Here is a 15,765-nt window from a genome sequence, read left to right as displayed (position 1 = left end):
CAGACGCGTTACCACAGGATTGAAGCATGCTAACAGACGCAAATCAGACTACAGCAACGCTGGCCGGTGAGCTTGAAGCGCTGGCGTGCCGCCTACTGGCGAACCAATTGCACAGGCTAGGACTGCATCGCAGCGAAGATTTACGGCGCCTTGCGTCGCAGCACGGTAACGCCACGCCGGATTACTTCTACCTGTGGCTAGCCGAAAGCCTAAAATATGTCGCTGGTGTTGACGTGGGCGACCCCGACGCGTTATGGCAGCAATGGCACGAGCGGCTAGCGAATTGGCGTCAGGACAGTGACTTGGCAGCCAGGGCGCAGTTGCTTGACGCTTGCCTGAAGGACCTGCCCTCTATACTGACCGGCGAGAAGCCGGCGACCAGCGTCATTTTTCCTGGTGGCTCGATGGCGCTGGTGGAAGGAGTCTACAAACACAACAAGATCTCCGATTACTTCAATCGGGTCCTAATCGAAGCGGCGTTGGCCTATGTTGAAAGCCGTCCTAAGGACGCCGAGTCGGTACGCATCCTCGAGATTGGTGCAGGCACCGGTGGTACCACGGCAGGGCTGTTGGCTGCGCTGGCGCCATGGCGGGCACATATCGACGAATATTGCTATACCGATCTGTCCCATGCCTTCCTACAGCATGGCGCCCATGAATTTGGCCGGGATAACCCGTTTTTACAAACCCGGCTGTTCGATGTTTCCCGTCCTTGCATGGAGCAGGGGATTGCGACAGATCATTATCATCTGGTGGTGGCGACCAATGTGCTGCACGCCACACCAGAGATCCGCCAGACTTTGCGCAACGCTAAGGCAGCTTTGCGCAAAGGGGGATTGTTGTTGCTCAATGAAATCAGTGAAGCATCGTTGTTTACCCACCTGAGCTTCGGTCTGCTAGAAGGTTGGTGGCTCTACCAGGATGGTGCATTGCGTATTCCCGGCTGCCCTGGATTGTCGCCGGCTGGCTGGCAGGCGGTGCTGGAGCAAGAGGGGCTGAGTCCGGTGCTGTTTCCCGCTCAGCAGGCCCACGGCCTAGGCCAGCAAATTATCGTTGCCCAGAGTGACGGTATCGTGCGTCAACCTATCGCAAAGGTTGAGCGACCGAGCGCGCGGCCGTCCATCGCCAGCCAGCGTGATGACGATTCCAACCCGACGCAGGATGGCATAGCGTCGGGCAGTTGGCGGCGGCGGGTGAGCGATTACCTTCGAAAACTGGTGGCGTCAACGCTGAAGATTCCGGCAGACAAGATGAGCCTGTCTCGTCCGCTGGAGGACTACGGTCTGGACTCGATCCTAGTGGTCAGGCTGACCAATGCTTTCAATGAGCAGTTCGAGGCTATTGACAGTGCGTTGTTCTTTGAAATGCCAACCTTGGCGGCGCTGACTGAATATTTTATTCAGCATCGGCAAGACGAGCTTAAAGCTTTATTGGGACAGCCCAAGGTTGAGCCGAACAAGGGGGCAGCCGCCGTTGACCAGCAAGGGTCGCAGGCCAATGCCCAGCCGGCGTTGGAGGTCAATGGCACGCCAGAGATCGATCACGTGCCGGCGACGGTTGAATTGGCCGGGCGGGACGGCAAGAACAAGATTGCGATTATCGGTCTCGACGGCCGTTATCCCGGCGCAGAGTCGATGACTGCATTTTGGCGTAACCTGGCCGGCGGCCATTGCGCGATCGATGAAATTCCGGCCGACCGTTGGGACTGGCGCCGTTATTTTGACCCGGAAAAGGGAAAGGCCGGCCACCTCTATACCCGCTGGGGCGGTTTCCTGAAGGGCGTTGATCAGTTTGATCCGGCGTTTTTCCGCATCTCCCGCCGCGAAGCTGAGCGGATGGATCCGCAAGAGCGGCTTTTCCTTGAAGTGGCCTACCACAGTATTGAAGACGCGGGTTACAACCCGGCAACGCTGTATCAACAGGGCGAGGTGGGGGTTTTTGTTGGGGTCATGAATGGCAGCTATAACCCCATTAGCAACTATTGGTCGATTGCCAATCGGGTGTCCTATCAGCTGAATTTGCAGGGACCGAGTTTTGTGGTCGACAGCGCCTGCTCGTCATCGCTGACGGCGATTCATCTGGCGCTTGAAAGCTTGGCTAATGGCAGCTGCGAGATGGCGATTGCAGGCGGCATCAACTTGATCGTCAATCCGCACCACTATCTCAACCTGTGCGAGATGATGATGCTGTCACCAGGCGAACGATGCAGTGCCTTTGGCGATGACGCCGACGGTTTTGTCGATAGTGAAGGGGTGGGCGCGGTGGTGCTCAAGCCGCTGGACAAGGCAGTTGCCGATGGTGACCCGATCTATGGGGTGATTCGTGGCAGCGCGATTAACGCTGGCGGCAAAACCAACGGCTATACCGTGCCCAGCGCCGGTGCCCAACAGCGTGTATTAGAAAAAGCGCTGTCGCGCTCAGCGATCGACGCCAGCCGGATTAGTTATATCGAGGCCCATGGTACCGGCACCGCACTGGGCGATCCGATTGAGATCAGCGGCTTGAGCCGAGCCTTTGACAATTGCAACGGCGTGGCCAGTCAGGGTTGTGCCATTGGTTCAGTCAAGAGCAATATTGGCCATTGTGAAAGCGCAGCGGGTATTGCTGGGCTAAGCAAGGTGCTGCTGCAATTCAAGCATCGCCAACTGGTGCCGTCGTTGCACGCCGAGCAGCTCAATCCCAAAATTCATTTTGAAGGTACGCCATTTCGCGTGCAGCGGCAGTTGACGCCGTGGCCAGCCAACGGCGACACGCGGATCGCGGCGATTTCGTCTTTTGGGGCGGGTGGGGCTAACGCCTCACTGATTGTGGAAGAATATATTGGTGCGGTAGACCAACGACCCGCCGCAGCCGGTCCCTGGTTGATCCTGCTGTCGGCTCGCGATCAACAGCGCCTAGCTGAGTCGGTGTCCCGATTGCAGGCTTACCTTGACAGTGAAGACGGTCACCAGGTTCAGATAGCCGATTTGGCCTATACGCTACAAGTGGGGCGAGAAGCGATGGACGTGCGGCTAGCGCTCATCGTTGACACCCTCCCAGATCTGCGGCGCCGTCTGACACGGTGGCTCAACGGCGAGCCGATCGACGATGCGTTCCACGGTCATGTCGATCCGTTTGACGAGGCGCTCGAGGCGCAGCGATCCGACGCTGAATCGCAAAAGCAAATCGGCCGTTGGCTGGAGCAACGCGAGTTGGCCGAACTGGCGGCGTTATGGGTGCGTGGCGGCGTAATCGACTGGCATCGGCTCTATCTTGATCGTGCTTATCGGCAGCCGATGCGGGTGAACTTGCCCGGTTATCCGTTCGCCAAAAACCGTTACTGGATGCCCTCACTGGCGCACCCCACCCCGTGTCATGGCGAGGCTGACGTCCAGCAGGCAGAGTCGTTGCCGTTGCTCGATCGTGAGGTGCTGGCCGACAGCGATTTATCCCATTGCTGTTATCTGCCGCGCTGGCAGCCGCAAGCGGCGGCCGAGCGGGCCATGTTGGCAGGCCCTGGGGCGATTGTGCTCGTGGCGGCGGAGCAACGCGGCGCGGCGACCGGGCTGCTGCTAGCGGCACTGGCTGATCATTATCGCGATAGCCGCACGGTGGTGCAGATCGACTGCGGGACGGGCGCGACTGCCGAGTTGGCGGCGGGTCGCTGGCGTTGTGGCGACGAGGATCCGCAAGGTTTTGCGCGGATCCTCGCGGAGGTCGGCAAGGTGGCGCAGATGATCGTGATTGGCGCGGAAGCTAAGCGCGACGTCACGCCGCTGATGCTAGCCGACAGTGTGCAACACAACGAATTGCCACTGCTTAGATTGTTTAAGGCGTTGCAGCACCATTTAGCCGCCAGCGCGTGGATAGATTGTTTCTTGTTGTCGCTGGACCGTTACCCATTTGCCGGTGAACAGCGCGTGGGCAATCCGCTGGGGGCGGGCATGGCCGGGCTGGGTTATGCGATGGCTCAGAGTGATCACCGGGTGCAACTTCGCAACCTAGATATCTGCTCCGTGGAGTTAGATACGCTAGAGGGTCGGCAGCGGTTGCTGGCGCAAATCTTCGCTGAACCCGCTTCAGAGCGGGGAGAGCTGGTTAAGTTCAGCCGAGGCGAGCGTTTTGTTCAACAGTTGACGCCATTGGCCTTGCCCGTGAGCGGTAACAGCCGTTCAGCGCTAAAGCGTCAGGGGGTCTATGTCATTCTGGGCGGCAGCGGTGTCATCGGCCAGGTGATAAGTCGCCAGCTGATCGAGCATTATCAGGCGAGCGTGATTTGGCTGGGGCGCAAGGCTGCTGACAGCCGCGAGGTGCAGCAAAGTGTGACGGCGGCCTCTTTTCATGGCCGGGTCGACTATATTCAGGCCGACGCGACGGATCTGTCGCAGCTGCAGCAGGCCGTGGCGCAGATCAAGCAACGCTATGGGCGGATCAATGGCGCCATATTCTCCGGCATGGTCTTTGACTTTGAGAACAGCATCCAACAGACCTCGGAAGCGCAATTTAGGCAAATTCTTGAAATTAAGAGCCGCGGCAGCATCCATTTTTATCAGGCATTTGCCGAGCAGCCACTCGATTTCCTCTGTTATTTTTCTTCCGGCCAGGGTTTTGCGTTCTCCGGTGCGGCCAAATTGTCGGCTTATGCGTGCGGCATCACCTTTGCCGATGCCTTTGCCGACGCGATCCGCCCGGCGGCGGCTTTCCCAGTCGGCGTGATCAACTGGGGGTTTTGGCGCGCGTCGCTGCAACCGCAGGCGATCAGCCAACACATGGATGCCCTTGACGATGACGAAGGGTTTGCTTGCTTCAGCCGCTTTGTCGCCAACCTGGCTGGCGGCTCGCTGCCTCGGTTGTTGTGTATCAAGGCTTCAACGGCGGTGCGTCAGTTGATGGCCGTGCCGCAGGGGCGCCAGTACAAGCTGGATCCACTTGCCGTGCCAGCGCCACCCGCGCAGAGCGTCGAGCTGGAGCCCGCCGAGCTAGCCAGGCTGCAGCACATCTTTGATCCTCGGATGCTGGACCAGTCGATTGCCGTATTGCTGTTGATCCAGTTGCAGACGCTGGGGATTTTCACCGCGCCAGGACAGCAAAGTGCTGAAGCCTGGCGACAGCAGGCAGGGATCAGCGACAGGTATCGCCGCTGGTGGCAGGAGTGCTTGGCGATCCTGGTAGAGCATGGCTATCTACAGCAGCAGGGCGAGGCCTTTGGCCTGGCGGTACACATTGCCCAAGAGCGCCATGCCGCGATCTGGGCGGCGTGGCGGGAGCAGCGCGATCGCTATCTGGAAGACCGTGACCGTCGCGTTCAGGTGGCTTTGATCGATGATTGCCTGCAACAGCTACCGCACATTCTCATTGGGCAGATTCAGCCCACGGATCTGTTGTTCCCCGATGGTTCGATGGCCAAGGTCGAAGGGATTTACAAACAGAATACGCTGTCGGACTTTTTCAATGATCAATTAGCGGCGGTGGTAACCGATGAGGTGCGCCGCCGGGTCGAGGTGGAGCCTCAGCGGCCAGTGCGAATCCTTGAAATCGGCGCTGGCACGGGTGGCTCCACTGCAAGGCTGCTGCCCGCGCTGCAGCCGTTGGCTGGGCAAATCGGTGAATATTGCTATACCGATATCTCCCGGGCGTTCTTACAGCATGGCCAGAGCTGTTTTGCGGCTGATTACCCTTATTTCACCACCCGGATTTTAGATATCAGTCAAGCTTTTGACGATAGCAACCCTGCCGCTGTCGGTTACGACATCGTCATTGCCACCAACGTGCTGCATGCGACAGCCAATATGCGTCGCACGCTAGCCCACGCCAAGGCGATGCTACGCGGTGGTGGTCTGCTGGCGTTGAACGAGCTGAACCGCAAGACCACAGCGGCGACCGTGACTTTCGGCCTTCTCGACGGCTGGTGGCTGTATGAAGACGAATCACTTCGGATCCCCGGTTCACCGTTATTGGCCGATGACAGCTGGACTGCGCTGCTGTGCAGTGAAGGCTTCAAGCAAGTCAGCCTGCGAATCAACCACGGGGTCACGCTAGGCCAACAAATCATCACCGCCCATAGTGACGGGTTAGTCCTGCAAGACATCGGACAATCCTCCCCAGCCACGTCGGCGCGCCAACCGGAAAACAACGACTCAATGTTAAACGAGCACCCTACAAGCAAGGCCGGACAATGCGAAGATATGGCCGGCAAACTGCAGCAATTAATCATCGATTCTTTAGCCAAGACGCTTAAGGCTGACGCACAGAGCATTGCGCTACGCACGCCGTTTTCCGACTATGGCGTGGATTCGATCCTGGGGGTGGGCTTTGTCAAGCATTTGAGCCAGCAACTGGGCATCAAGCTTAATAGCGCGATCCTGTTTGAACAGGCCACGGTGGCTAAGCTGCGGGACTATTTGCAAAACACGTATGGCGAGCAAATCAAACAGGCGCTGGCTGAACCGATTGACGCCCGTCCTGCCGCAGCCGTAGCCAACGACACCTCGAAGACACCGCCGCCGGCAGTCGCTGCCGCGGCAGCGACGATGAGTCCAGTCATGGCCGTTGCGCTGGGTGGTGCAGGTCGGCCGACGGCTATCGACGCAGCCCCGAGCGACCAATCGTTGGTGAGCCCGGCCGCTAGCGGGCGGATTGCGGTGATTGGCATGTCCGGACAGTTCCCGGGCGCTGATCATGTCGATGAGCTGTGGGATAACTTGCTGGCCGGACACAATAGCGTGCAAGAGCTGCCGCAGCATTATCTCGATCCTCGTGCCTACAGTGCCGATAAGCAGCCCGGCAAGAGTTACTGCAAATGGGCAGGGATACTGAAGAACCGTGACTGCTTCGATCCCCTGTTTTTCAACCTCACGCCTCATGAAGCGGAGTCGATGACTCCGCACCAGCGGCTGGTGATGCAGGAAAGCTGGAAAGCGCTTGAGGACGCGGGCTATAACCCGATGACGCTGGCGGGTCGTGCGGTCAGCGTCTATGTTGGTGCGGAGCCCGGTGGCTATCATCACGACTCCTTTACCGGGGGCTCCGAGGCGATCGTGGCTTCTCGACTGTCTTACTTCCTCGACCTGAAAGGGCCGGCGATGGTCGTCAACACCGGTTGCTCTTCGTCTGCCGTGGCGATCCACCAGGCTTGCGAAAGCCTGCGTCATGCAGAAAGCAATATGGCACTAGCCGGCGGTGTGTACGCGCTGCTGGATCAGCGGGGATTGATCAGCCTGTCGGCGATCGATATGCTCAGCCCCAGCGGCCAATGTCACGCGTTCGACGCGGCAGCCGATGGCACGGTGATCTCCGAAGGTGTCGGCATGGTGGTGCTAAAAAGGCTGGAAGATGCCGAGGCCGACGGCGATCCGATTTATGGTGTCATTGAAGCGTCGGCAGTGAACCAGGACGGGTCCAGCAACGGCATTACCGCGCCAAACGGTGATGCCCAGGAACAGTTGATCCGCGATACCTATCGTAAGTTTGCCATCGACCCCTCGCAGATTAGCTATGTCGAGGCCCATGGCACCGGCACCCGGCTCGGTGATCCGGTCGAAGCCAACGCATTGATCCGCGCGTTCCGTCAGTTCACCGATGCCCGCGGATATTGTGTGTTGGGCAGCGCCAAAGCTAACCTCGGCCACGCGGCTGCGGGTGCCGGGGTAATCGGCTTAATCAAGATTCTACTGTCGATGCGGCATCGCAAGCTGCCGGCGATGCCTGGCTTCGAACGGCTTAACCCGTTGATTGAACTGGAGGGCTCGCCGTTTTATATCAACCACCAAGCGATTGACTGGCAGCCTACGGGCGGCAAACGGCTGCTGTCGGCGCTGAACGCTTTTGGCCATAGTGGCACCAATGCCCACTTGGTCATCGGTGAATACCAAGCGAGACAAGTCGTTGACTTGTGTCCGGCGCCACCGACAGTGAGCCGGATTTTCCCCTTGTCAGCCAAAACCGCGGAAAGCCTGCAGGACAATGCCCGGGCACTGGCGCGCTGGCTGGACAACAGCGCGTCGTCGCAGCCGGGGCTGCTGGCCAATATGGCCTTTACCTTACAGACGGCTAGAGAGCCTATGCGGGTGCGCGCGGCGGTGGTGACCGACAATTTTTCGGACCTGCAAGCCCAACTGGCACGGCTAGCCAATGGCGACTCGCCAGTATCGTCGGCCGACGAAGCTGGGCGACTGGCCACCGAATGGGTCGGCGGAGCCGAGATCGACTGGGCGACGCGGTGGCCGGCCGGATCGGCAAAGCGCCTGAATCTGCCGAGTTACCAGTTTGCCAAGGAGCGTTACTGGGTCGATCAGACCGCACAGTCGGCCATCGCCGCGCACAGCGCGATTGAAGCGCCGAATGCAACGAGTGAATCAACGGGCGATGACCTGCCGCAGTCTGCTACGGGTTTGTTCCTCGCACGGCCTGTTTGGCAGGAGCCTGTCGGCGGAAACGCGCATGCTCATGATGGAGCCGGCCAGCGCTTGCTGTTTTTGGTTGGGTTCAGCAGTGAGCAGGTGGCGCAATGGCAATCCTTGTCTGCCGCTGCAGCAGGTGCGCTCAGCTGTGAGGTCCTGGCTTCTAACAAGCGCACGCCGGCAGCGCGTTACCAGGAGTTGGCGATTGCACTGTTACTGCGTCTACAAAAATTGAGTGGCCGGGTGCATATCGAATTGGCCATTGCCGAGCACGAGCCGGACAGTTTGCTTTACGCGGGTCTCGATGGCCTACTAAAAACGGCTTGTCTGGAGCAGCCCACACTCAGCGCGCGTTGCTTGTTAGTCGAGGTTGAGGCCAGCCAGCCATTGCCAGCACTACAACTGAATGAGCTAACGGTGATGCTCTCTGAGACGCACCGCAGCGGCAGTTCGGTATTGCAACGAAGTGGCGCTGACGGTGGCCGCCTGGAGCTGCAATGGCAGGAGTTGGCTGACGATGTCGCTGCGGGCCAACCGATACACAGGCATGGCGCGACGGCAGGCTGGAAAGATCGAGGCGTCTACCTGATTACCGGCGGCGCGGGTGGCCTGGGGCTGATCTTTGCTAAGGCGATCGCTGAACAATGCCGTGAGGCGACGGTGATCCTGATCGGTCGCTCGGCTCTTGACCACCAGCAGCAGGCGCGTCTGCAGCAAGTGCGCGACGCCGGCGCCCAAGTCAGCTACCACCGGGTCGATCTGACCGATGCCCAAGCGCTTGAGCAGCTAATGGATGAGATCTGCGCCAAACATGGCGGCCTCAACGGCGTGCTGCATAGCGCAGGCGTCAATCGAGATCGGCTACTCGCACGCAAGTCTCCCCAGGACATTGCCGAGGTGTTTGCTGCTAAGGTCATTGGCACCGAACTGCTGGATCGAGCTTGCCGCCGGCTTTACCTAGACTTTTTTGTCTTGTTTTCATCGTGCTCGGCTGTGCTAGGCAGCGTGGGGCAGGCTGACTATGCCGCGGCCAATGCATTCATGGACCACTTTGCCAGCTTGCGCAACAGGCGGGTGGAGCAGGGCCAGCGATTTGGCCATACAATGTCAATCAATTACCCGCTGTGGCGGGACGGTGGCATGCAGATCAGTGCTGCCGATCGGGCAGATATTCGCCGCAAGACCGGGATGGCACCGATGCAGTCGGTCCATGGTGTCAACGCATTACAACTGGGACTGAATGCCGCTCTGGAACGGCTCTTAATCATTGAAGGCGATCTGTCGCAGATCCGCGGTCATTTCACCGCCGCGTCAGGCGCTGAAGAGTTGGCCGCGGTGCTAGCTGCGGCGGGCAGTGGCGTGCAAGACCCGGTGACGTTGGCCGATGCCGCTGTAGACCGTGAGCGGTTGATCGCGACCACGCTTGAGCGACTTAAGGCCGTGTTTTGTGAAGTTACCAAGCTGCCGCCCGCGCGTGTTGAGTCCGACGCGCTGCTGGAGCAGTACGGCATCGACTCGATCATGATTACCCGGCTCAACAAGGCGCTGGAAGACGCTTTCTCCCGGATGACATCGCTGCAGCCGGCGGAGCGTCAACTGTCGAAAACGCTGTTTTTCGAATACCACAGCTTGGACAAGTTGACCGGCTATTTGGTGGAGCGGCATCATCGCGCTTGCTTGTTGTGGAGCGGCTTGGTAGAAGTGGAAAGCGGCGGGCGAGTGCCGAGTCAGGCTTTGAGCCAAGGTGAGGCAGGGCTCGCCAAGCTGGAAACGACGGTCGCTGAGCGCAGGGTAACGGCGGCTGAGCCGGTGGTGGCAGCTGCGGTTGAGCCCATCGCGGTGATCGGAATGAGTGGTCGCTATCCTCAAGCCGACAACCTCGACGAGTATTGGCGCAACCTCAAGGAAGGGCGCGATTGCATCAGCGAAATTCCGGCGAATCGTTGGCCGCTGCAGGACTTTTATGTTGACTCAGTGCAGCAGGCGCTGAAGCAGGGCCGTAGCTACAGTAAGTGGGGTGGCTTTGTTGAGGGTTTTGCCGATTTTGATCCACTGTTTTTTAATATCTCGCCTCGTGAGGCGGTCAACATGGATCCGCAGGAACGGCTGTTCCTGCAATCCTGCTGGCAGGCGCTGGAAGACGCCGGCATCACCAAGGCGGATCTGGTTGAACACTACCAAGGCAATGTCGGTGTCTTTGCCGGTATCACCAAAACCGGATACGGCCTCTATGGGCCGGCGTTGCGTGAACAAGGTCATCTGATATTCCCGCGCACATCGTTTAGCTCAACAGCCAACCGGGTCTCCTATGTCCTGGGTCTAAACGGGCCGAGTGAACCGGTGGATACCATGTGTTCGTCGTCTTTGACCGCGCTGCACCGGGCCTGCGAAAGCCTGCGTCGCGGTGAGTGTCGAATGGCGTTCGCCGGTGGCGTCAACCTCTATTTGCATCCGTCCAACTATGTTGAGTTATGTGCCGGCCAAATGCTGTCCAAAGACGGTTGCTGCCGCAGCTTTGGCGAAGGCGGTAACGGTTTCGTACCCGGCGAGGGTGTCGGCGTTCTGTTGTTGAAGCCACTGTCGCAGGCGTTAGCGGACAGGGACAACATCCATGCAATCATCCGCGCCACGGCGGTCAACCATGGTGGTAAAACCAACGGTTACACTGTGCCTAATCCTCAGGCTCAAGCCAAAGTGATCCGCCTGGCGATCGAGCAAGCCGGGCTGCACGCAAGCCAGATTAGCTATATCGAGGCCCATGGCACGGGCACGGAACTAGGCGATCCGATCGAGGTGAGCGGGCTGAGCCAAGCTTTTGCGATGGACGGCGTCGATCTGGGTCGTTGCGCGCTGGGCTCAGTGAAATCGAATATTGGCCATTTAGAAGGCGCGGCCGGCATCGCTGGCGTCAGCAAGGTGATTCTTCAGCTCAAGCACAAGCAGATTGCGCCAAGCCTGCATGCCGCCAAGCTCAATCCCAACTTGACATTGGATACCACGCCGTTTTACTTGCAACAGGCGTTGGGCGACTGGCAGCCAGCAGCGGAAGGACCGCGCATTGCCGGTGTCTCATCCTTTGGTGCCGGCGGCGCGAATGCGCATGTGTTGCTGCAGGAGTACAACGAATACCGCGAACTGCCAAACCATCGTGGCGCTGAGGTGATTCTATTGTCGGCCCGAGACGGCGAGCGCCTGCACGACTATGCCAAGGCGTTGCTAACTTATATTGAAGCCCGGCCGTCTATGTCGGAGGCTGACTTGGCCAACCTGGCCTATACGCTGCAAACCGGCCGGGAGATGATGGCGACGCGGCTTGGCCTGGTGGCTGAGACGCCCGTTGCGCTAGCGATGAAGCTGCGGGTGTTTATCGACAGCGGCGGCCAGGCAGGTGACGGCATCTATGTGGGCGACGTTAAGCGCGAACGGTTAGCCACTCAAGCCGATGATGATTGGGCTCCGGTTATCCGCCGCTGGGCTGCTAGCGGTAAGTTCGACAAACTGCTGCAATTATGGGTGGACGGCGAGGTGATCGACTGGTCGCTGCTGCATGCTGAACGCCCGGGCCCGCGGCCCTACCGGATTAGCGTGCCGGTTTACCCGTTTGCCCGCGAAACCTTCTGGTTGCCCCATAGCGAGCCGTCTGCCCGAGCGCCTATCGCCAGTGACGAGCGCGCAGTTGCCAAGGTAACCCCAGTCCCGGCCCAACCCGCCAGCGCGATCGAGACGGTGGCTGCGTCGGTGGCGTCAACCGTTTGTGATCGACTGAGCTATGTAGCGCGCTGGCAGGCCGATGGGCGACACGATCAGCCACTGATCAGCGAGCACCGTTGCGTCTTGATTGTCGCCGATGCATCGGCCGCGGTCGCTGCCGAAGCGATCGCGAGCCAGTACCTCGCCAGCGCAGATTTTGTTGACGGCGGCGGCAAGGTCATCCGATTGGAGCCGGGACAGCTCAACCGTTTGGTGGGCACGGATCACTGGTTGTTGGATGTGGCAGATCCGCAAGCACTGGATTGTTGTCTCGGTGGCTATCCAGCGATCGATTGTTTTTATTTTATCGGCGGCTCAGGCGAGGCAACCGATTGGCAGGCGCTGCTCGACAGCCCGCGATACAACGAGATTGTGTTGCTCCGGTTGATCAAGTGGCTCAAGCAACATGGCGGTCGTCAAACGATTGATAGCTATATCATTAGCCAAAACAACTTTGGCATGGCTGGTGAGCCAGTCAACGCCTTTGGCGGCGGTTTGACCGGCATGGCTTATGCCATTGCCCAGGGCGAGCATCGATTCCGGGTGCGTCATCTCGATGTTGATAGTCGTGAGCTGGCCGACAGCCGGAGCCTGCCGCAATGGGTGCGTCAGTTGCAAAGTGAGCGTGGGCTGGCGCGGGGTGATGTGTTGTGCTTGCGTGCAGGCCAGCGCTATCGCCGTCGCATCTTCAGCTTGGCCTGGCAGGCCCAGCAGCCGGTGCGGGCCAACACAGATTTTGTTACCCCGGCGCTCAAGCGCGGCGGCGTTTACGTGATCCTCGGCGGTAGCGGTACAGTGGGCGGGATTATCAGCCGCTACCTGCTTGCCGACTACCAAGCCAACGTCATTTGGCTCGGGCGCAGTGGGGTGGATGATCCCAAGGTGCGACGGCGACTGGATCGCTGCTTGAGCAGTGTCGGTAGTGCGGTCGATCCAGCGCAGTTGGCGTACCTGCAAGCTGACGCCAACGATCTGGCATCGCTGCAGCGCGCTGTAGCGCAGATCAAGCAGCGTCACAGCACGATCAACGGAGCGATTTTCTCTGGTGTGGTGTTCAACCATGAAGAGGCCCTGACCCGGATGCCAGAGGCGCAGTTCCACGAGATTTTGGACGTGAAAAGCCGTGGTGGCATTGAGTTCTACCGGGCGTTTGCCAATGAACCGTTAGATTTCATGTGCTACTTCTCGTCGGGGCAGAGCTTTGCCTTCTCCGGCGCCGCTAAATTGGGCGCTTATGCTGCCGGAATCACCTTCTGCGACAGCCTGGTACGTAGCCTGCGACATCATGCCGCTTTTCCGGTAGGCGCAATCAACTGGGGATTTTGGCTTTCGTCGCTCACGGAGCAACAGGCGGTTGACCCGTCGGCGCAACCGATGAGCCGCCACGCCGGTGCATTGGAGGATCGCGACGGCTTTGAATGTTTCGCCCGCTTCGTTCAGGCACTGAGTCGGGGCCAACTCGATCACGTTATCTGCATGGCGGCTTCAGCACCCGTGCAGCAACTCATGCAGTTGCAACCGGAGCCCATCGTGCTCGCAGACGGCGGTGACCATAAGCCGATCGATGGCTTTGAGCGCTACCGCGTTGCCGCTGCACCGCTGCTGGCTGCCCATGACCCCATGCCTTTTGACGAGGCGATGGCCGGCATGACGTTTGTCCAGCTGTGCCGCATGGGACTGTTTGGGCAGCCGGGATGCTTTGAAGACAGCGAAGTGATGCGCCGTCAGGCTGGCATTGGCGACCACTATCGTCGCTGGTGGTCAACCTGTATCGATCTGCTGCAACAGCATGGGCTGGTGTTGCGCCGTGGCGCGCAGATTTGCGCCAATGACAAGGCGTCTTCTCAGCTACAACGACTGGCTGAGCGCTGGCGCCAACTCAGTGGCGAGTTGAGGGCTTCTGCTCAACGCAAGGCCCAGGTTGAGCTGGTTGACGCTTGCTTGCAACAGCTTCCGGCGATACTCAGTGGCCGAGTCCAGGCAACCGATGTCATTTTCCCCAAGTCATCGATGGAGAAGGTCGAAGGGGTCTATCGCAACAATGCGTTGTCTGACTACTTCAACCAGGTGGTCGCTGGCGTGGTTCAGCAGCACATCGAAGCGCTACTGGCCAAGGATCCTCAATGTCGGATCCGGATCCTGGAGATTGGCGCTGGCACCGGGGGTACCACGTCAATCGTGCTGCCGGCGCTGCAACCCTGGCGTGAGCATATCGCCGAATACTGCTACACCGATATGTCCAAGGCATTTTTGATGTACGCCAAAAAAACGTACGGTCCGGCTCATCCTTTCCTCACTTACCAGCTGTGGAATGTCGAGCAGTCGCCGGAAAGCCAGGGACTGACGCTAGGTCACTACGATATTGTGATCGCGGCCAACGTGCTGCATGCCACTGGCAGAATTCACCGCACCCTAAGTCACGCCAACGCGGTATTGCGTCGCGGCGGGATCCTAGTGATGAACGAGATCAGCGACAGATCGCTGTTCTCCCACCTCACTTTCGGCTTGCTCAAGGGCTGGTGGCTGTACGAAGATCCTGAGCTGAGAATTCCCGGCACGCCGGCGCTTTATCCAAAAAGCTGGGCCAGTGTGTTGGGCGAGACCGGGTTCTGCGACGTGGCCTTTCCGGCACAGTGCGCCCATTGCCTCGGCCAGCAGATTATCGTCGCTCAGAGCGAAGGTCACGCGTGTGCGGCCCCAGCGGATCGCCCAGCGCAGGCGCACCGCAGTCCTGGAATTCAGGCTAGTGACGTTCAGGAGCGCAGCGCTGGCGTGGTCGGAAACGGCGACAGTCGCGATGCACTGACCGCAGTGGCGCTCAACGGCCTGGCCAAAACGCTGCAGCTAGAGCCCGAGCGGATCATGACGGATCAACCGTTTGCCGATTACGGCATCGATTCCATTCTTGGCGTCAGCTTTGTCGGCGATCTGGGTGAAGCGCTCGGTATAGAGCTGAATACCGCATTGCTCTTTGATTACCCGACGCTGGATAGCCTGGTTGACTACCTGCTTGGCCAATACCCAGCGGAAAGCGCCCGGTTGGCTGGCGGACAGCGTGGCGATGTTGAGTCTGCCAATGGCCTTGGGTCGGCGCACACGCCTGAGCCGGTTTCGGCGCATACGCCTGAGCTGGTTTTGGCGCCCACGCTTGATCCGGTTGTTACCGCTCAGGTGAATGGTGCCTCCCAAGAAGCTGCCGCCGCGCTGGTGGTGCAAGGGTTGGCTAGCGCGTTGCAGCTCGACGCGGCGCAGATCGATAACGAGCAGCCGTTTTCTGATTATGGCCTTGACTCCATTCTCGGTGCGAGCTTGGTGGACCACCTGAATGAAGCACTCGGCATCGAGCTGAGCGCGGCGATACTGTTCGACTATCCCACCGTGACGACGTTGTCCACGTACCTGGTCGATCATCATCGCGCAGAGCTGGCCACTTGGCTAAACGGCGTCCATCAAGCCGGCTCGGCAGCGCATGGCGCCCCCAAGCCATACCGTCAGTTTGAGCCACCGCATCCGCTCGACCATCAACTCGAAAAACAATTTCTATCCGGTGAATTATCCATCGATTCTTTGCTTAATTTAGTAAGTATTGGTACCGTAGAACGTGACGCTGTTGAAAACCGCTGTACAGCGTAGGCAC

General features: G+C 59.3%; 1 protein-coding gene. It reads left to right on the top strand.

Annotation, left to right across the window (positions count from 1 at the left end; all coding sequences use genetic code 11):
* Window positions 1–26 precede the first annotated feature (26 nt).
* Window positions 27–15,761: an SDR family NAD(P)-dependent oxidoreductase gene (locus tag KPG66_RS07575; RefSeq protein WP_237070495.1), complete on the top strand. Its 15,735-nt coding sequence runs from the start codon at window positions 27–29 to the stop codon at window positions 15,759–15,761.
* Window positions 15,762–15,765: the final 4 nt, after the last annotated feature.

Origin of the sequence: Mycetohabitans sp. B2 (assembly GCF_021733735.1) — a bacterium.
Classification (GTDB): Bacteria; Pseudomonadota; Gammaproteobacteria; order Burkholderiales; family Burkholderiaceae; genus Mycetohabitans; species Mycetohabitans rhizoxinica.
The sequence above is the reverse complement of the archived record's forward strand: the minus strand, read 5'-3'. Positions and strand labels throughout refer to the sequence as shown.